The sequence below is a fragment of the Collinsella aerofaciens ATCC 25986 genome, from assembly GCF_010509075.1.
GTDB classification, from domain to species: domain Bacteria; phylum Actinomycetota; class Coriobacteriia; order Coriobacteriales; family Coriobacteriaceae; genus Collinsella; species Collinsella aerofaciens.
In genome coordinates this window covers 2,015,972-2,035,857 of the sequence record NZ_CP048433.1, presented here as the reverse complement: position 1 = coordinate 2,035,857, position 19,886 = coordinate 2,015,972, and the positions used below count along the sequence as shown (strand labels likewise).

The following is a 19,886-nucleotide window of genomic DNA, read 5'->3' as shown; positions in this document are numbered from 1 at the left end:
CGCTTTACCTTAATGGACGCCAATCGAGGGTCGATTATTGGGTCGCCTCGTCCACTAACGCATCTATCCCACGCGCTCCGACAGTCGATACTTGCGGTTGCGGCTCGTCGCCGGCGCCGTGGGCTCAAGCTCGCCTTGAGCAATGAGCGCGTTGACGCGCGACCTAACCTGGGAAATTGTGAGCCCTGTGTGCTCTGCCAGCTCGCGCGTCCCCAGCTCGCCGTAGTGTTTGAGTGCCGTCACAATTAAGCCCCCGCCATGATCGACCGGCTCGATCTTTGAACGGTAAAGTACGACCTTGAACCGATCGAATCCCGGGCAGAACAGGGGCCCGGCCAGACCATGCGCGCGCATGGCATCGATCATCATCGGGATGCCCGAGCCATTGCCCTCAGCCGGCGAACCTGCGCCATCCGGCAGCGGGACAATCGACATGAGCTTCACAAGCGTCGCGTTACGGCATCGGGAGCTGCCGTCAAACAAGTTCTCGCGAGTCTTTCCCCCGTAAAGGCCGCCAGGATTTGTCACCTCGACACGATCATCAAAGACGTCGACGGCAATCGATTGTCCACAGAACCGATCCCCGTATTCTCGATGGATTACGGCGTTGGCGATTGCCTCGCGCAGAACCTCCTCGGGAATCTCAAGCGAGTCGACACGCGAGACGCCTTGGACGGTCGAGGTTCGCCGCAAATTCTTGGCGACGGCTGCGACGGCATCCGAGATCATCTCGCCCAACGTTCCCTCACAGATTGTGCGGTCCATGAACCTCAGCGACCCCGCCATGCCCTTCTGAGTTCCCGCATGGACAGCCACGTCAATGAAGAGCTTGGGATAGAACTGCTGAGGGTAGGTGCCCACAACTAGGAGTCCAGCCTTGGTGACATTGCCCTGGGAATCAAGGATATTTAGGCGCTCCAGCTTCGTTTGTTTGTCCGGCGCGCCGCGCATTGCCCGGGGCGTCAACGAGAAAGCCCGATCTATCGTACGGTCGACCAGCGTCTCGTCGAGATTGTCCGCGCCCGCACCCGCCACCGCGTCCCGATCGCTCGGAGTCGCTCGACCGTATGACGCCAATGCGAGCACCTCGGTCGATGAAAGCGGCACATCTTTGTCATCGATGCGCTTGTAGCTGCCGCCCTGGGCGCCCCGCTCTATGACATAGCAGGGCTTGCTCGACGGATCGAGCTCCTCAATCGCAATGACGAGAACGATGACGCCCTGAAGCTCCACTCGCTCGATCGTGTATTTAGGCGGATTGGCCAGCTTTCCTCGACCGCCCGCATCACCCATGCCTGACACAAATTGGTTGAGCACTTTCTCGGTCTCGAAGTTCTCAACCGGGACAAAACCTGCGCGCTCACTCACTCCGAGCACGATGATTCCGCCGGCAGTGTTCGCGAATGCGCTCACCGTTTCCCACACATCGCGGGAAAGCGTCGTGGCGCTCTCCTTCACTTCGACGTTAAGATCATCCGAGCCCATACGCCTTAAAGACTCAAGCAGACCGGTCAGCTCGTTTTCGTTCATCTGCACGTCCTTTCGCTCGGTCCTGCGGAGAATGCCGCGGATAGATTTCCCTCGTCTCTCAGTTATCTCTCGAAATTATCTCTCATCTATCTCTCTATCTCTCGGCTTAGAGATAGAGAGATAGATGAGAGATGGAATGTCTACCATTTGCTTCATTTATACATATTTTTGCTGGTAGAACAATTGGTATTGAGACAATACCATGATTGCCTGTCTCTTTGCTGCTCAGTTATCTCTCATATTTTTCTCTCATCTTCCTGTCATCTCTCATATTAGAGACGAATGAGGGACGAGAGATACGCGAGTGATGGACGAGCGAGGATTTTCGGACGGTCGGATATCGAGAGTGGATATTTGGACGGTTTTTGGGGCTTTTGCGGCAAATTCCGTCCAAATATCCACTCTCGTTCGATAGGTATCCGGAAATCCTCGCTCGTCCGTCCGAATATCCACTCTCGTTTGGCGAGTGTCCAATTTTCCACGCTCGTGCGGCGGGCACGCGAGCCCTTCGCCCAATCCGCTGGCATCGTCTCCAGTTCGCCGCAGGGTCGCGGCCCCATATGGGTATACTCTCGAGGATTCGACTCGATTCGCCCCCGCTGGGGCGTCAAAGGAGACTGCATATGCCCACCACCTCAACCGACCCGCGCGCCGCTGCCGCCGCACTGCTGGTGCCCGGCACTACCTGCCACGGCTTTGCCGTCGAGCGCCGCGAGACCGTGCCCGAGCTCGACTCGGACGCCTACGTGCTGCGCCACACCGCCTCGGGCGCTCGCCTGCTGTACCTGGCATGCGACGACGAAAACAAGGCCTTTGCCATTGGCTTTAAGACGCCGCCGGCCGATTCCACCGGCGTGTTCCATATTCTTGAGCACTCGGTCCTGTGCGGATCGGCAAAGTTCCCCGTCAAGGAGCCGTTTGTCGACCTGATCAAGAGCTCCATGCAGACGTTTCTCAACGCCATGACCTACCCCGACAAGACCATCTACCCCGTTGCCACCACCAACGAGCAGGATCTGTACAACCTGATGGACGTGTATCTGGACGCGGTGTTCAACCCGGCCATCTACACCAAGTCCACCATTTTTGAGCAGGAGGGCTGGCACTACGAGCTGGACCTGCCGGAGGACGCCGAGGGCGATGGCGAGGGCGGCTCCGCGAGCCTGCGCGAGGGCACCCTGCGCTATAACGGCGTGGTGTTCAACGAGATGAAGGGCGCGCTGTCCGATCCCATGAGCGTGCTGGACGATGCTGTCAACGCCGCGCTCTATCCCGACACCGCCTATGCGCACGAGAGCGGCGGCGACCCGCGTGCGATTCCCGCGCTCACCTACGAGCAGTTCCTGGATACGCACGCACGCCACTACAATCCTTCCAACTCCTATATAACGCTCTACGGCGACCTGGACGTGGACCGCGCCCTGGCCTTTTTGGACGAGCGTTATCTGTCGCAGTCGAGTGCCGCGAGCCGCCGCATGGACGCCGCCGTTGCCGCCGGCGAGGCCCCTCCGCGCTGGCGCCCAATCCGCTGGGCGTGCAGGCCACCCGTGACCTGCGAGTACAAGCGCGTCGAGATGGCCACTACACCCGAGAACGCCCTGGTGGGCTTGGGCCTGGTGCTGGGCAGCGCGCTCGACCGCAAACGCACGATCGCGGCGGATATCCTGTTTGAAGCACTGCTGGGTTCCAACGAAGCGCCGGTTAAGAAGGCCATTCTGGCCGCCGGCCTGGGCGGCAACGTGGTGAGCTACACCGCGGCCGAGAGCCTGCAGCCCTACGAGCTCATCATGCTGCAAAACGCGCAGCCCGGCGTGGCGCGCGAGCTGCGTCGCGTGTTCCAGGACGCCTGCCGCGACCTATGCGAGCATGGCGTTCCGCGCGAGCGCCTGGAAGCCATCATCAGCAGCAACGAATACGACCTGCGCCAGCGCGACTACGGTATCGCCGACGGCGTGGCCATTGCGTGCGACGCGCTGAGCACATGGCTCTACGATGACGACGCCGCGACGCTGGCGCTCAAGTACGGTCCAGTGTATGAGGAGCTGCGCGGCGACCTGGACGGCAGCTACTTTGAGGACCTGCTGCGCGAGCTGGTGCTGCAGAACGATCACATGGCACTGGTCGAGCTGGTGCCGGTGGACGCCGCCGAGGGCGCGGAGATCGCCGAGGCCGCCGAGCTGGCAGCCAAGCGCGATGCCATGACCGATGCCGAGCTGGCCGACGTGGTCGAGCGCACAGCTGCGCTGCGTGCCGCGCAGGAGGCCGAGGACACGCCCGAGGCCAAGGCCACGCTGCCGCGCCTGCGCGTGTCCGACATTGGCGAGGCGCGCCCCGAGCCTCCGCTGGTCGTAGACACGACTGCGCCCATCCCCTGCCTGCGCCACGACATCCCCACCAACCGCCTGGCCTACGCCATGCAGTATTTCGACCTGAGCTGCGTCGCGTTTGAAGACCTGCCCTATGTGACGCTGCTCTGCCGCCTGCTCAAACAGCTGCCCACGAGCGAGCACTCGGCCGAGGAGCTCGACAACTTGCTCGCCGGCAAACTGGGCTTTTTGAGCTTTACGACCGAAGTCATGACCCAGCCCGACGTGGACGGCGTGCGCCCCTACCTGCTGGTGAGCGCCGGCGCCCTGTCCGAGAAGATCGATGCGCTGGCGAGCCTGCCGCGCGAGGTGTGGTCGAGCACGCTTTTGGCAGATGCCGATGCCGACCGCATGCGCGACGTGCTCACGCAGATTCGCATTGGGCTTGAGCAGGGCTTTATCAACAACGGCCACTCGGCGGCGCTCGGTCGCGCGATGAGCTACAGCTCGCCTTCGGCCGTGGTGCGCGAGCAGCTTTCGGGCGTGGATTTCTACCTGTTCCTGCGCGATCTGCTCGAGCACTTTGACGAGCGCGTGGACGGGCTGCGTACCAAGCTTGCCGAGCTGGCGGAGCGCATCTTTGTGGCCGATGGCTGCATGGCGAGCTTTACCGGCAGCAACGAGGACTTTGACGCGTACTGGAATGCTGCTGGCGACCTGGGGCTGGGCGCTGGCGACAGCACCGATGCCGGCCGCAACGCGCTCGTGGTGCCGACGCCGCGCGACTGCCACGAGGCCTTTGTCATCCCCAGTGACATCTGCTTTGCGGCAAGCGCGTGCGACCCGCGTCGCCTGGGCATTGACGTGACGGGCGCCTGGGCGGTTGCCGCCAACGCGCTCTCCTACGACTACCTGTGGAACGAGATCCGCGTTAAGGGCGGTGCGTACGGCTGCGGATTCCGCGCGGCCGGTGAGCGTCAGACGGCGTTCTACACCTACCGCGACCCGGCAATCGACCCCTCGATTGAGCGCGTGGCGCGCGCAGGCGAATGGCTCGGCAGCTTTGAGCCTGACGAGGCCGCCTTTGAGGGCTTTATCGTGAGCTGTGTGAGCGGTATGGACGCGCCAGTGAAGCCGTACGCGCTCACCAAGCGCCGCAACACGACCTACCTGGCCGGGCTCGATCCGCATGCGCGCGAGGAGCGTCGCGCCCAGATGCTCGCCGCCACGCCCGTTGAGCTGCGCTCGCTCGGCGCCGACGTGACGCGCATCGCAGCCGAGTCGCCCACCTGCGTCTTTGGCGGCCGAGACGTCATCGCCAAGAGCAACGCCGGCTTCAACGTAGTCGACCTGCTGGGCTAAGGCACGACAAGCAAAACCACCACAAAGGGGACAGCACCTTCGTGGTGGTTTTGCCGTCTTTATCGCGTTTGCCCAGATAAAACCTACCAAAATAAACCTGTCCCTTTTTGGCAGGTTTGGGAGAGGGAGCCGGGATGGACAAGGCTGAGTTGCGGCGGGCGGTGATTGCCCAGCGCGATGCTCTTGATTTGGATGTGCGGACGGCGAAGTCTACCATTATCTGTGCGCGGCTTGTTGAGCTGTTGGATCGCTCGGATTCCGCGGCGCCGCGCACCGTTGCCGTCTATGCCGCGATGGGTTCCGAGGCAGACCCTGCCGCGTTTGCCGCTGCGGCCGCCGTGCGCGGCTGGCGCGTAGCCTATCCGTGCATGCTCTCGGCAATTGATGCCGCAGCTTGTGGCCAGCGCATGTGTATGCGGGCAGTTGCCGCCGACGATGCGTCCGCGGCTCCGTTTATCGCCCACCCTACGCGGGCCTTTGCGGCCACGGACATCGACAGCAACCACTTCCCTATCGTGCCTGCCGAAGCTCTCGACATGATCGTCGTGCCGCTCGTGGCCTTCGACCAAACCGGCGCGCGCCTGGGCTACGGCGGCGGTTGCTACGACCGCTACCTGCCCATGCTCTCGCCCGCATGCCAAATCATCGGCATCGCCTTTGACGAGCAGCGTGTCGACCGCGTTCCCACCGACGCTCACGACCTGCCACTACCCCACATCGTCAGCGCCTGATCGCCGCTGTTTCGCACCCGCAAGATGAGTGTGGAAAATCTCCCACTTTGGGCCCCCTTACGAGCCAAAAATGGGAGATTATCCACGCTCATTCAACAAACGTCCAGATTTCCACGCTCGTCCGTCTGATTTTCCACGCCCGTGCAGCCAAACGCCTTGCAACTGCCTCAGCACGCACGCGGCACGCCGGCGACCTTGAGCTTGCGATCGAGCTTTGTCGGATCCCTTAGATCATCCCAGCACAAGCGCACGATCTTGCAGTTATCAAGCAGCGAAAGCCTCGACTCGCGCTGGCGCTCATCAAACTGCGCCTTCGCGAGCTTGCCCTCCTCCGCCGCCTTCTCGCTTTTAACGAATCCGTCGAACTCCCCGATAATCAGCCGGTCGCCCACACGCCACAAGTAGTCAACTCGATACGGCCGCCCCGGCTCAACCGGGTCGAACAGCTCAACTTGCAGCTCCGGCGTCTGCCAGCCGCGCTCAATCATCAGAGCACGCGCCTTGGACTCGCCACCGCTTTCCGATAGGCCATCGGCACACCGCGCAACACTTCGCGCCGTCACAACACCGCGACGATTTAAGCCAAGCTTGTTGATTGCCTCAACGAGATGCTCCTTCGACAACAGCTGCTCATGAAGCGCCGAGTCCGCAATGATCAGTCCCTCGACAAACGATGCATCGACCAGGCAATCCGTAATCGTTTGGTCGATATCGGTCACGGCAATATCCATCTGGATTGCCCGCGTTTGACGAGCATAACGATGGCGAATCACCCGAGAGCCCGGCGTCGTCGATTGCGCCGGCGCCGCGGCGATATGGATGTGCGTCAAATTGGCATGCGAAACCGAAAGGCCATGGATAACAGCCGCCGTATAGGAGCAAAACGTCCAGTCGGGATGCTTTTGCGCAAGGGCCCGCACCCGATGCAGATAACGTTGCCGAAACTTGAGCTCGGACCAATAATCCGGACGCGCATACAGCCCCGGCATGACCGCCTCTAGACTTCCCGCCGCCACACGCCGCTCAATCTGCTTTGCCTCCGCCGCCGTGCGTGCGTACACGCAGCTCATCTGCTGTTCGCACGCTTTAATGTGGCTTGTAAGTCTTTGATTCGCCGTCATGTTTCCCATGTCGCCTCCCAACTCTTGGAACGGCGCAAACGTACCAGACGGTTTCATGCGAAGTCTGACCAAATGCTGTCCGGGCGCTGACCAAATACTTGACGGTTTTGGACGTTTTAGGCTGATGGCTTATATCTGCAGGTAGGGTAGTTGTCGAGAGGTCCCTGTCTCCACAATTTGGCGCCTCTAAAGCCGTCGATTTCTTTTAAAGAAAATATGCTGTGGCTCAAAACTACCTTGTTTGCAACGTGGCCCGTATGCACTCGACGTGTAATGAGGCCGCCGGCATGACAGCTACAGAAAAATCGAGCGTGGAAAATCTCCCGTTTTTGGCCCCTTCCTCGGCCAAAAGTGGGAGATTATCCACGCTCGATTTGTAAACGTCCGAAAATCCACGCTCGTGTGTCCGAAAATCCACGTTCGTCACGCCGCGAGCACAGCAACGGCCGCAGCAGCAACCACAGCTACAGCCTAGTGCTCCTCGCCGGCGCGGGCCAGGTCGTAGGGCGTGGTCTGGTAGACGTAGTAGTTGAGCCAGTTGGTGTAGAACAGCTGAGCCTGGCTGCGCCAGACGTTGCGCGGCTCGGCGGTGGGGTCGTCACCCGGAAAGTAGTGCGCCGGCACCTGAGGGTTGAGGCCGCGCTTCACGTCGCGCTCGTACTCCAGGCGCAGCGTGTCGGTATCGTACTCGGGGTGACCAAAGACAAAGAAGCGACGGCTGTCGGTCGACTTGACGATGTACAGGCCCACCTCGTCGGACACGGCCACGACCTCAAGCTGCGGCTCGGCCTCCACGTCCTCGCGGCGCACGTCGGTGTTGCGCGAATGTACGGCATAGAAGCGGTCGTCAAAGCCGCGGACCAGCGGGCTTTGCGGCTTCACCAGATAATGCTCGAACACGCCGCTCGCCTTTGCCGGCAGGTCGTACTTCTGGATGCCGTAATGATGGTACAGGCCGGCCTGCGCGCCCCAACAAATGTGCAGCGTAGAGTGCACGTGCGTGGTGGACCAATCCATGATCTGGCAGAGCTCGGGCCAGTAGTCGACCTCCTCGAACGGCATCTGCTCCACCGGCGCGCCCGTGATGATCAGGCCGTCGTAGTGGATGTCGCGGATGTCGTCGAACGTGCGGTAGAACGTCTCCAGGTGGCCGGCGCTCACGTGCGTGGCCTCGTGCGTTTTCGTGCGCAGCAGGTCCACCTCCACCTGCAGCGGCGTGTTGGAGAGCTTGCGCATGATCTGCGTCTCGGTAGCGATCTTGGTGGGCATGAGGTTGAGGATGAGCACGCGCAGCGGACGGATGTCCTGGTGCAGCGCGCGGTACTCGGTCATGACAAAGATGTTCTCGCTCTCGAGCTGCGCGGCGGCAGGGAGGGCGTCGGGGATGCGAATGGGCATGGATGCTCCTTACGAGTCAGTTGCAGCTATGGTACAACGAGCGGCCCCATCCGCGCGAGTACATCGCCCAGCGATGCCGTCAGCGGCCCAAATCACTCCAAAAGTAGAGATTAAGGCATGCCCAAAAATCTATGGCGCTTTAGCCTAGCAAAGTGGCAGCAGGACGCTACAATGGTTCGACGCGAAAAACTCGGCCGAAAGGATACATATAATGTACCAGACGCGTAAGATCGGTGTGGTCGGCCAGGGCCACGTAGGAGCACATGTCGCCAACAGCCTGCTCATGCAGGGCATTGCCGACGAGCTGTACCTGTGCGATATCAACGAGGCCAAGGTGACGTCCGAGGTTCAGGACCTGCGCGACTCCCTTTCGTTTGTCCCGTACAACACCAAGATCGTCAACTGCTACGACCACTACGAGGAGCTTGCCTGCTGCGACGTCATCGTCAACGCCGCCGGCAAGGTCGCGCTGGCCGCCGGCAACCGCGACGGCGAGCTGTTCTTTACCACCGACGCCGCCCGCTCCTTTGCCAAGCGCATCGTCGACGCCGGCTTCGACGGCATCTTCGTGAGCATCTCCAACCCCTGCGACGTCGTGTGCACCGAGCTGTGGCACCTGACCGGCTACGATCCCAAGAAGATCATCGGCTCGGGTTGCGGCCTGGACTCCGCCCGCCTGCGCACCGAGATCTCCAAGAAGGTCGGCGTAAGCCCCAAGTCCGTCGACGCCTACATGATCGGCGAGCACGGCTTTAGCCAGCTGGCTGCCTTTAAGGCCGCAACCATCGCCGGCAAGAGCCTTAACGAGCTTCAGGCCGAGAACCCCGACAAGTACGCCTTTGACCACATGGAGGTCGAGGAGCTCGCGCGCAAGGGCGGCTACGTAACCTACCAGGGCAAACAGTGCACCGAGTACGCCGTCGCCAACTCCGCCGCGCGCGTTTGCGCCGCCGTGCTGCACAACGAGCATGCCGTGCTTTCGGCCTCTACGCTTATGACCGGCCAGTATGGCGAGGAGGGCATCTTCACCTCCCTGCCGTGCGTGATCGGTGCCGAGGGCGTCGAGGAGGTCTACACGCTGGACCTGTCCGAGCACGAGCTCGAGGGCCTCCACAAGAGCTGCCAGCACATCCGCGACAACATCGCCCAGCTCGACTGGTGGGACGCCGAGGCCTACGACGCAAAGTAGGCCGCTGGCTACCGCAACCTTGCGAATCTATGCGCGATACTAAGCGGGCCGCGCCGGAAACCCACCGGCGCGGCCCGCTTTTTTGACTCACGCAGTGCCCCTGCGAATCGAAGGTGAATACTTTTCCCGTTACTTAGTACTGCTCGATGCCCATGTAGCGACGAATCTCAGGGCTGTGGTCGAACACCTTTCCGCGGGCGGCGCGCAGCTCGCAGCTCATGTTGTAGAAGAAGATCGGCTCCAGGTACGAACGCACGCTGGCGGGCACCTCGCCCACGCCGTACTCGAGTGCATCGAGCACCATTACCGTATCGGTATGCGTGTTGAGGAACGCCAGCGCGCGCTCCTCCATGGGGCGGCACTCGCCCGATCCGAGCTGCACGAAGTAGAACACGCCGGGCTCGGTGGCCTCGAAGGGGCCGTGGAAGTACTCGCCGGAGTGGATGTAGCAGCAGTGCTGCCACTGCATCTCCATGAGCGAGCAGATGGCCATGGCATAGGTCTGGCTAAAGTTGGGGCCGGAACCAAGGATATAGAAGAACTTGTGCTGCTGGCAGAGCTCGGCAAAGCGATCGCCCAGCTCGGCGTTGACCTTCTCGCGGGCGGCGGGCAGCAGCGCATCCATCTGCTTGAGGCCCTCGTACATGTCAGCGAGTGCCTCGTAGCCTTCCTGCTGGTCGAGCAGCTCGGCGGCGATCAGAGCGCCGATGCCCTGCGGCACCTCGACCTGTGACACGCCCTCGCCCCACGGATAGACCCAGGTGGTCCACTTGCCGTTATCGATCTTGGAGCCCTCGCAGTCGGTGAGGGCAACGACCTCGGCGCCGGCAGCCAGCGCCATCTCGCAGCCGTCGACGACCTCCTGCGTGTTGCCGCTGTGGCTGCAGGCAATAACGAGCGACTTCTCGCCAAGGCTCTTGGGGGCCATCAGGCAAAACTCGCGTGCAGTGTAGACCGTCGAGGTAAACGTGGTGGCCTCGCGCTTGAGCAGCTCGTTAGCCGGCATCAGGTCGATCATCGAACCGCCGCAAGCGATCCAAAAGACGTTCTCAATCTTGCCCTTGCGCTCGATGATTTCCTGAACCAGATCATGTGCGTTCATCCTGGTTTTCCTCCTTGTGTGGCGGTTTTGAACGACGACAGCTCGTACCTGCGGTCGTTCTATGTTGTCCTATTTATAGCACGCACGACGACGCTCGTGAAGTCATTTCACCAAACTTGTTCTATGTTGTTCTATCTATGGACGTTAGATGTCGAACACGTAGCGCGAGCCCACGATCTTTTGGCGTCCGAGCAGCAAGGGCCGCTCGTCCGCATCGGTAAAGTACGCCTCCATATAGAAGAGCGGCTCGCCGACCGGCACCTCCAGCAGCGGGGCTGCCTGAGCATCGGCAAGCGCAATCTCCACGGTGCAGGGGTCGGATTTGAGCGGCGCGCGGCCCGAATGCTCGGCAACGAGCGCAAAGATGGAATTGTCCGTGAGGTCCTTGTCGGCAAGCGTCTGCAGATAGGGATGGTCGGCCAGCACGAAGGCGTTGTTCTCGAGCATGACGGGCACGCCGTCTGCCGTGCGCACGCGCTCGACAACGATGAGCTCGCAGCCGGGTTCCACCCCAAAAAACGCCGCGTCCTCGCGCGTCGCCGCAACCACCGTGCGTGACACCAGACGTGCTCCGGCCACCATGTCGTTGGCAGCGCAACCCTCGGAAAAGCTCTGAACGTCACCCTTCTGGACAATCTTGCGCTTGAGCTTGGGCGCGCACACAAACGTGCCCCTCCCCTGCTGGCGGTTGAGATACCCCGCGCGCGACAGCTCCTCGATGGCGCGGCGCACGGTGATGCGTCCCACGCCGTAGTACTTCACGAGCTCCATCTCGGAAGGAATGCGCGAGCCGGCGGGGTACACACCGCGCGCGATCTCGCCCTTTAGGTCATCCATGACCTGTTGGTACAGCGGCACGGCGGGCACGTCAGTGCGGTCGGTTTTATCGTCGAATGCCATCGTTACGCTCCATCCCGCGCATGCTCGGACTCAAATTCTTCAATCGCCGCCATAAACTGCTCGCCAAAGGCGTCGGCTTTTTTCTCGCCGATGCCGTTGACCTGGATAAGCTCGTCGCGCGTCTGTGGGCGTAGGCGGCACAGGCCGCGCAGGGCCTTGTCGGAAAAGACCATGTACGGCGCCATCTCCAGCTCCGTCGAGATCTCCTTGCGCAGGGCACGCAGGCGCTCGAACAGCTCGGCATCGTCGCCAACACGCGGGCGCTGATCCAGCTCGGCCTCCTCGCGCAGCAGATCGACGGCGCGGCGGGCGCGGGCCGAAGCTTTGCGCTTGGACGCACGACGCTTAACGGTAAAGGCGAACGCCTCATCCTCGACCTCGACGGCACGCGGACCCAGCCCCACGACCGGGTACTGCCCCTGCGAGGTGGCCAGATAACCGCGGCCGCACAGCTGGCCGATGATGTCCTTGATGCGCCCGACCGATTCGCTCGACAGCTCACCGTAGCCGCGGTCCTCGTCCAGATGCATCTGGCGAATGCGCTCGGTGTTGCCGCCGTGGAGCACATCGGCGATGAGCGACTTGCCAAAGCGCATGGGACGCGTGGCCACGTAGCGCACGGCGGCGCGGGCCATATCGGTGACGTCCTCGACCTCGAACTGCGTGAGGCAGTTGCTGCAGTTGCCGCAGCTCTCGACGTCGTCCGCGGCGGTGCCGCCCGTACTGGCCGCGGCATGCTCGGCCGCGGCCTCGTCGCCAAAGTAGCGCAGCATGTATTCGCGCAGGCAGCCGGTGGTATTGCAGTAGCCCTCCATCTGGCTGAGCAGACGATATCGATTCTGGAGCGCCCACGCGCGCTGCTCGTCGTCGAGCGCCTCATCGGCAGCATCGCCGCGGTCGATCAGAAAGCGGCGCATGCGAAAATCGTTGCCGTTCCACAGCAAGTAGCAGCTGGCCGGGTCGCCATCGCGGCCGGCGCGGCCCGCCTCCTGGTAGTAGGCTTCGATGCTCTCGGGCACGTTGTTGTGGATCACGTAGCGCACGTTGGGCTTGTCGATGCCCATGCCAAAGGCGTTGGTGGCAACCATCACCTGGATATCGTCGTCGATAAAGGCGCGCTGGCTTTGGCGACGGGCGTCGTTGCCCATGCCGGCATGGTAGCGGCCAACGCGAATGCCGCTGGGGCCCAGCGCCTCGGCAAGCTCGCCCGCCAGCGCATCGACCGTCTTGCGGGTCGAGCAATACACGATACCGCTCTCGCTCGAATGCGCGATCACATAGTCGCGCACCCAGGCAGTCTTGGCCTTGTCGCCCATCTCCTCGCAACCAAAGTAGAGATTCTTGCGATCGAAGCCCGTCACCACCGTCGCAGGGTTTTGCAGGCCGAGCATCTGCTGAATATCCGCACGCACGCGTTCGGTCGCCGTGGCGGTAAACGCCGCCACGATGGGGCGCTGCGGCAGGGAATCGATGAACTCACGAATCTGCAGATAGGCGGGGCGGAAATCCTGACCCCATTGGCTTACGCAGTGGGCCTCGTCAATGGCCACGAGCGGCACGCCAATGCCGGCGGAACCCGCAGCCTCCTGCGCAAAGGCCAAAAAACGCGGCTCGAGCAAGCGCTCGGGCGCCACGTACATAAGCTGGTAGCGGCCCTCGCGCGCCCGCTTGAGCACGGTGTTTTGCTGGGCCGGAGTAAGGCTGGAGTTGAGATAGCTGGGTCGCGCACCCGCCGCGAGCAACGCACGGGTCTGGTCCTCCATAAGCGACAGCAGCGGACTCACCACAAAGGTGATGCCGGGCAGCATGAGCGCGGGCACCTGGTAGCAAATGGACTTGCCGGCACCCGTGGGCATAACACCCAGCGCATCGCGACCGGCAAGGATCGCATCGACCATGCGGTCCTGTCCCGGGCGAAACGAGGTGTAGCCAAAATAGGCGCCGAGCGTGTCGAGCGCCATCTGCTGCATGCTATCGGTCATGGTTTCCTAACGTCCAAGTCATCTGCCGCCGATTATACGCCGCCACGCGGACCGGTGCCGCACGGCTGTCGGCCACGGGCAACGCAATCCAAAAGGAACGAGCGTGGGATTTTTGGACACTTTCCCAACGGCTAATCTCTTGACAAGCGCGCAAACGTCGCTGGTTGAGCATAAGTCAGCGAAAACGCCCCTAAGCGAGCAAGGTGACGTGAAAGAGGAGGGAAGCGTACTTTGGGTACGCGACCGACGATTGAACGTCAGATTGCCGCTTAGGGGCGTTTGCAGCGTCGAGCCGTTACGCGGTTTGGTAAAACCGCGTAACTTACATGACCATAACGTAGCGCGATCCCACGTAGTACTGCTTACCCATCAAAACCGGCTCGTCATCGGGACCGGTAAAGCCGGCACGCAGGTTGAGCAGCGGATCGTGCGGAGCAATGCCCAGCTCGGCCGCCTGCTCGGCGTTAGCTCGAACGGCCTCGACCGTACGGTAGCCAACCGAGACAATCGGCGTTCCGCCAACACGCTCGACCTCGGCAAAAATCGACTTGTCCTCAAGATCGGCCGTCAACAGCTCACGGTAGGCGTCAAACGGCACAAAGATGTTCTCCTCAAAGATGGGCTCGCCGTCGGCCGTACGCACGCGCTTGATATGCAGCAGCAGCGCATCCTTCTGCAGGCCAAAGAACTCCATCTCGTTTTGGCGCGCCGGAACGATCTGGCGATCGATCACGTGCGCACCGGCCTTCATGCCGTTGCCGGCACACAGCGCGGTAAACGTCTGCAGCGTCGAGGCGTGAAACTGGCGGTTGATGTGCGGCGTGGAGACAAAGGTGCCGCGGCCCTGCTGCTTAACCAGGTAACCATCGGAGCACAGCTCCTCGACAGCGCGGCGCACCGTAATACGGCTCACCTCGTACTGCTCGGCTAGTTCAAGCTCGGACGGAATACGCTCCTTGGGTGCATAAACACCTTTCTCGATCGCATCCTTGATTTCGTCATAAATCTGCTGGTAAAGCGGTGCATTTTTGGGCGCAGGCATATCTGATCACTCTTATCAAAATAGCTAAATTTCTAATACGTATATAACGTCTAGTTTCATGTTACCTCATATTGATAAAACGATACACCCTCCCTACCAAAAAGCGACAGCTTCATTTTGGTAGGTTTTATCTGGGCAAACGAGAGCCCTCGAAAGCAACGGGGCTTTCGGGGGGCTCGTTCGGATGGGTTGCGCAGGACCGGCAAAATGCCAATACCCTACTTGCCGTCGTCCTGCTGCAGGCTGTCCTGTTCGCTGAGGCGCGCCTGCCTGCTGGCCATGCGTGCGGGCTTGTCGGGATCGGGAACGGCCGTGGGCATGGGCTCGTCGACATGACCGCCCCACCAGCCGCCCACAAAGTTGAGCGTGTGGAACACGTTGATCACGGCGCCGGGATCAACGTCGCACACCAACTTGATAATGTCCTGGCTCTCGTAGGTCGAAACAACGGTGTTCAGCAGGTACATCTTTTCGCGGCTGTATCCGCCGACGACCTCGGCGCAGCTAATGCCGTGCTGAAAATGGTTTACGTAGGCAGTCATGACCTCGTCTGCCTTGCGTGTCGTAATCTGCAGCGTCACGCGATCGTAGCGACGATAGAAACTGTCGATGGTCTTGGTCGAAATAAACTGGAACACGATGGAATACGCCGCCTTGTCCCAGCCAAACATAAAGCCAAAGATCGCCAGGATAAAGCAGTTGAAACCAAAGATGACGCCCCAGATGGTCTTGCCCGTGTGGTTGGAAACCCACAGCGCGATAAAGTCGGTGCCGCCGGTGGATGCGCCGGATTTAAGTGCGATGGCAGCGCCCAGACCCGAGACCACGCCGCCAAAAATGATGAGCATGATCTTGTCGCCCAAAAATGGAGCGAAGTGAAAGACGTTGAGGAACAGCGACGAGAGCACGACCTGCATCATCGAGAAGATGACGAAGCGCTTGCTAATGCCGCTCCAGCATAGGAGCGCCACGGGGATGTTGAGCGCGAGCATACCGAGCGAAATGTCGATGTGAACGCCGCCCAGCGAGGTAACGCGATCGAGCAGGACCGCAACGCCGGTGAGGCCGCTCGGAAGCAAGTCGGCGGGCTGAATGAACGCCTGGATCAGGAATGTCTGGAGAACGGCGGAAATCGTGACCGCCACGGCAGTAATAGCGCGGCGGACGATGGTGAGGCGGCCGAGTACGAGCACTCGGTCCGTGAGCTGATCGATGGCGTTCGCCACGCAGGCTCCTTTCGAAGGCAGATGTAGTTGTGGGGTATGTCCGCGATTGTAGCATGGAGCGTGCGGGGGCGCTTCAATTCACCCTCTCTCGACAACCAAAGCGGGACCAGCAACCCCACGACCAAAGGCCCAAATTACAAGTGAGTAGACTTTACGCGACCTGCAGAGCACACCCAAAACCGCCACCCCTGTGACCTGCGGTTTTACTAGAGCAGATGCGCTTTGTGCTCGTCCTGCACCAAAAAGTCTACTCACTTAGTCCGAATCGAAGCCAAACGGATCAAAATCGAAACCAAATTGAGCCAGTCCACCGCAAAAAACGTTTGAACCCGTGCTTCTCGCGGCGGATTGACACTACAAAGCGGCCAAAATGTCGGTCAGATTATCAATAACGGCATCGGCTCGCGATTGATCGAGGTTGACGCCCTCGTGCGGGCGCAGTGCCAGGACGCGGGCGCCGGAACGTTTGCCAGCCTCGATGCCCAAAGGCGAGTCCTCGATAACCAGGCACTCGGTAGGCTCCACACCCAGCGCCTCCATGGCACGCAGGTAGATCTCGGGGTCGGGCTTAAACGCACTGCACTCGTGACCGCTGATGGTGTAGTCCAGCACGTCGGCGATACCGGCAATCCCCACCAGCTCGTCAATGAGCTCGCGATAGGACGAGCTTGCGATGGCGCACTTCACGCCGCGCTCGTGCAGCTTGCGCATCACCGGCTCCGTCTGCTCGTTGAGCAGCTCGGCATACGGAACGGGATGGTCTGGGCTGTAGACCTGCTTGTACTCCACGCGCAGGCGCTCGCGCAGCTCAACATCGTCAGGTACCAGCGACTTCCAAATGGCGGGCTCGTTAGACCCCGAAAGATCGGGGATCTCGTCAAAGTGAAAGCCCTTCTCCTCCATAAACGCCACGCGACGACGGTTGTAGAACCACTCGGTATCGACCAGCACGCCGTCCATGTCAAACAGCACTGCCTTGATCATACGCATCTCCTCCCACCTGCCAAAAAGGGACAGGTTTATTTTGGTAGGTTTTATCTGGGATTTGCGACGCGACAGACACGCCCTCCCCAGAGCAAAAAAGGGGATGGGGCGCAAACCCCATCCCCTCTCAATCAACCCGTAAGGTCTACTTACTTGTGATTAGTAGGAAAGCTTCCACATGTAGCGACGCATGGTCAGCGGATGCTGACGGGCCTCGGCGATCTGGTTGCCGTACTCGCGCATAACGGCGAGGTGCAGCAGCGGGTTGAAGTAGGTGACGACGCTCGCGGGCACGGCGTCAGCCAGGCCGTAGTCCTTGGAGTCGATCAGAGCGACCTTGGCGCCCATGCGCTCAAGGAAGGTGAGGGCGCGGGCGTCCATCGGACGGGTAGCGCCATCGGACATGAAGAAGACGTAGGGCTTACCCTCGGTGGAAACCTCGAACGGGCCGTGGAAGTACTCGCCGGTGTTGTAGGCGGCGGCGTCGATCCACTGCATCTCGGTGAACAGGAAGGCGGCGTGAGAGTAAGCCATCTTCTCGGAGGCACCAGAGGCCATGAAGTAAATCATCTTGTCGTCCTTGAAGTCCTCAGCGAACTTCTTGGCGAGCTTCTTGCAGGACTGAGCAGCGTTCTCGCAGAGATCGAAGACGTTGGTGAGGCCGGTGATCATGTCGTCGTACTTGTCATAGCCCTCGGTCTGCTGAAGGATCTCGAGAGCAAGAGCGATGGCATAGCCGGGCTTCTCGCACTTGGCAGCGAAGTTGGCGTGGAAGCCGTGAACGATGACGTAGTCAGCGTCGACGGTCAGAGCGGAGCCAGCCTTGTTGGTGAGGGAGACGACCGGGCAGTTGTGCTTCTTGGCGGTCTTGTTGGCCTCGACGGTCTCGGGCGTGGAGCCACCGAGGGAGCAGGTGATCACGAAGGTGTGCTCGTTGACCCAGGAAGGCGTGTCGTAGTTGAACTCGTTAGCGGTGAAGATCTGAACGTTCAGCTTGTCCGTGTTGTTGGCCAGGAAGTACTTGGCGGGGTACAGGTCGGACATGGAAGCACCGCAGCCGACGAAGGCGACACTGTGGATCTCGTGGTTGGACAGGACGTCAGCGACGATCTGCTTAGGGAGGTTAAGGTCGATCTCGTACATCTGACACATTCCTTTCGATTTTTGCGGCGCCACATTGCCGGGCGCTCGCAGGGTTACCGTGGTTTGGACCGAGTCGCCGGTCCGTTGAGGATGCGACAAGGGGACTGTCCCATTGTCGCATTTTGGGGATGGAAGCCTGCCTGGGGTATGGGATGCCAGGCAGGCCCCCGGGGGAAAGCGGTTAGGCGCTTGGTCGCGACTAGGCCAGAATGCCGGCCGCGGAGAGGGCGATGCCGCCCACGATGGCGATCACGAGAAGCCAACCGGTGTTGACGTTCTTCTTGATGAGCCAGTACATAAGGCCGGTGAGGCCAAGGGAGATCATCTGGGGCATCATGCCGTCCAGGATGTCCTGGATAACGACGGTGCCCTCAGCGAACTGCAGCGGGGTGGTGGCGCCGATCAGCGTGGCGATCATGCCGCCCACGGACATAAGACCCACGATGCCGCAGACATACATGAGCTTCTCCATGAGGTCGCCGCCCTGAAGCTTGCTCAGGTACTCGTGGCCGCCCTGATAGCCCATCTTGGCGGCGAACCAGGTGATCAGCACAGAGGGGACGATGGAGATGAGCATGGCCAGGATCGGGCCCATGATGGAGCCCTGCTGAGCCAGCTGAACGCCCAGGCCAAAGGCGATAACGCGGATGGTGCCCTGGAAGAAGGAGTCGCCGATGCCGGAAAGCGGACCCATGAGGGAGGTCTTGACCGCGTTGATCGAATCGGGATCGAAGTTCTCGGGATCCTTGGCGTACTCCTCCTCCATGGAGGCGGTGAGGCCCAGGATAAAGGCGCTCGTCTGCGGGGTGCAGTTGTAGAACGCCATGTGACGGTGGTAAGCCTCTTTCTTAGCAGCGAGCTGCTTGGGGTCGGACTCGTCCGGATAGAGGCGATCGAGCGTGGGAACCATGCCGTAGAGGAAGCCCATGTTCATCTGACGCTCGTAGTTCCAAGAGGCCTGGATGGCCCAGGAGCGCCAGAAGAACTGGCTGACCTTCTTGTTCAGGGACACGTCCTTGGTTGCGGTTGCCATAGTGTGTTCCTCCTTAGTCTTCGTCGTCTTCGAGCGGATCGTAGTCGGAATCGACACCGGCGGCTGCATGGGAACCGTTGAACTTGAAGCCCATGAAGACGACAGCCAGGCACACACCGATCAGAGCGACCGCGATGACGGACAGGTTGAGGTAAGCGGCGAGCAGGAAACCGATGAACAGGAACGGAGTCATACCCTTCTTGATCATCATGGTGAGCAGCAGGGCCAAGCCGTAGGCGGTCATGATCTTGGTCGAAACGTTAAGACCAGTGGACAGCCACTCGGGAACCATGTTGACGATGGCCTGAACCAGGTCGGTGCCAACAAAAACGGCGAGGAAGATCGGCAGGAAGTACATGACGGCGTACAGACCGGAGCCGGCGCAGATGTGCATACGGTAGGCGGTCTTGAACTTTCCGTTATCGATCGCGCTATCTGCCACATGGGTGAGGGCGGCGATGATGGAACGGAACACGATGCCGAGAAGCTGACCCAGGACGGCGACCGGGATGGCGATCGTCATGGCGGTCTCGGCGGAAGCATCGGTCAGGCACGCAAAGGCAGCGGCCACGATGCCGCCCAGGACCATATCGGGCGGAACGGCGGCGCCGACCTGCACCAGGCCCATGGACACGAGCTCGACGGCGGCACCGACGGCAAGGCCGGTGGGCACATCGCCCAGCAGCAGACCGACGAGCGTAGCGCCAACGAGGGGCTGCTCGAAGTTAAGACGACCGAGCAGGCGGGAGTCCCACATGCAGAACACGCCGACGAGGCCGACGAGCACCGCACTGATGAACGTATTCATACCCTTCTCCTTTCAGTCAGGCAAAAGCC

Annotated in this window: 15 protein-coding genes; 3 read left to right on the top strand and 12 right to left on the bottom strand. The window is 61.0% G+C overall.

Translation table 11 applies throughout. The features are described from left to right. Nucleotides 1-63: 63 nt before the first annotated feature. On the bottom strand, nt 64-1,530 hold the full coding sequence (locus GXM19_RS09090) for an ATP-binding protein (protein WP_006235119.1): 1,467 nt from the start codon (nt 1,528-1,530) through the stop codon (nt 64-66). 623 nt (nt 1,531-2,153) lie between these two features. On the opposite strand from GXM19_RS09090, the gene GXM19_RS09085 reads away from it, so the two are divergent. Both GXM19_RS09085 and GXM19_RS09080 read left to right on the top strand, forming a co-directional pair. Next, nucleotides 2,154-5,198 carry an insulinase family protein gene (locus GXM19_RS09085; protein ID WP_006235120.1) on the top strand — a complete coding sequence of 1,015 codons (3,045 nt, stop codon included), beginning with the start codon at nt 2,154-2,156 and terminating at the stop codon, nt 5,196-5,198. A gap of 134 nt (nt 5,199-5,332) precedes the next feature. After that, nucleotides 5,333-5,929, top strand: a complete 597-nt coding sequence (locus tag GXM19_RS09080) for a 5-formyltetrahydrofolate cyclo-ligase (RefSeq protein ID WP_006235121.1) — start codon at nt 5,333-5,335, stop codon at nt 5,927-5,929. 167 nt (nt 5,930-6,096) lie between these two features. Here GXM19_RS09080 and GXM19_RS09075 read toward each other — a convergent pair whose 3' ends face one another. Beyond that, entirely contained in the window at nt 6,097-7,059 is a 963-nt protein-coding gene (locus GXM19_RS09075; protein ID WP_147293028.1) for a hypothetical protein, read from the bottom strand. 462 nt (nt 7,060-7,521) lie between these two features. Next, nucleotides 7,522-8,448, bottom strand: a complete 927-nt coding sequence (gene metA, locus GXM19_RS09070) for a homoserine O-acetyltransferase MetA (RefSeq protein ID WP_006235124.1) — start codon at nt 8,446-8,448, stop codon at nt 7,522-7,524. Between the two features lie 211 nt (nt 8,449-8,659). On the opposite strand from metA, the gene GXM19_RS09065 reads away from it, so the two are divergent. Continuing rightward, the gene (locus GXM19_RS09065; RefSeq protein WP_006235125.1) at nt 8,660-9,637 is read left to right on the top strand and encodes an L-lactate dehydrogenase; all 978 of its coding nucleotides are present in this window, start codon (nt 8,660-8,662) and stop codon (nt 9,635-9,637) included. A gap of 133 nt (nt 9,638-9,770) precedes the next feature. On the opposite strand, the gene GXM19_RS09060 is transcribed toward GXM19_RS09065, so the two are convergent. The 9 genes from GXM19_RS09060 to GXM19_RS09020 all read right to left on the bottom strand — a co-directional run bounded on the left by GXM19_RS09060 (nt 9,771) and on the right by GXM19_RS09020 (nt 19,857). Beyond that, nucleotides 9,771-10,739: an SIS domain-containing protein gene (locus GXM19_RS09060; protein ID WP_006235126.1), complete on the bottom strand. Its 969-nt coding sequence runs from the start codon at nt 10,737-10,739 to the stop codon at nt 9,771-9,773. A 144-nt stretch (nt 10,740-10,883) separates the two neighbouring features. Further along, on the bottom strand, nt 10,884-11,639 hold the full coding sequence (locus GXM19_RS09055) for a GntR family transcriptional regulator (RefSeq protein WP_006235127.1): 756 nt from the start codon (nt 11,637-11,639) through the stop codon (nt 10,884-10,886). A gap of 2 nt (nt 11,640-11,641) precedes the next feature. Continuing rightward, nucleotides 11,642-13,621: a RecQ family ATP-dependent DNA helicase gene (locus tag GXM19_RS09050; RefSeq protein ID WP_006235128.1), complete on the bottom strand. Its 1,980-nt coding sequence runs from the start codon at nt 13,619-13,621 to the stop codon at nt 11,642-11,644. A 322-nt stretch (nt 13,622-13,943) separates the two neighbouring features. Next, nucleotides 13,944-14,663, bottom strand: coding sequence for a GntR family transcriptional regulator (locus GXM19_RS09045; protein WP_006235129.1), 720 nt, complete (start codon nt 14,661-14,663; stop codon nt 13,944-13,946). A 218-nt stretch (nt 14,664-14,881) separates the two neighbouring features. Further along, the gene (locus GXM19_RS09040) at nt 14,882-15,889 is read right to left on the bottom strand and encodes a YitT family protein (protein ID WP_040359122.1); all 1,008 of its coding nucleotides are present in this window, start codon (nt 15,887-15,889) and stop codon (nt 14,882-14,884) included. Nucleotides 15,890-16,243: 354 nt separating this feature from the next. Further along, on the bottom strand, nt 16,244-16,873 hold the full coding sequence (locus GXM19_RS09035) for an HAD family hydrolase (RefSeq protein WP_035136782.1): 630 nt from the start codon (nt 16,871-16,873) through the stop codon (nt 16,244-16,246). A 159-nt stretch (nt 16,874-17,032) separates the two neighbouring features. Then, the gene (locus tag GXM19_RS09030) at nt 17,033-18,016 is read right to left on the bottom strand and encodes an SIS domain-containing protein (protein ID WP_229025861.1); all 984 of its coding nucleotides are present in this window, start codon (nt 18,014-18,016) and stop codon (nt 17,033-17,035) included. 199 nt (nt 18,017-18,215) lie between these two features. Next, nucleotides 18,216-19,049 (bottom strand): PTS system mannose/fructose/sorbose family transporter subunit IID, encoded by an 834-nt coding sequence (locus tag GXM19_RS09025; RefSeq protein ID WP_006235135.1) that lies wholly within the window; start codon nt 19,047-19,049, stop codon nt 18,216-18,218. Nucleotides 19,050-19,062: 13 nt separating this feature from the next. Next, complete coding sequence (locus GXM19_RS09020) at nt 19,063-19,857, bottom strand: PTS mannose/fructose/sorbose/N-acetylgalactosamine transporter subunit IIC (RefSeq protein WP_006235136.1); 795 nt, start codon at nt 19,855-19,857, stop codon at nt 19,063-19,065. Nucleotides 19,858-19,886 lie beyond the last annotated feature (29 nt).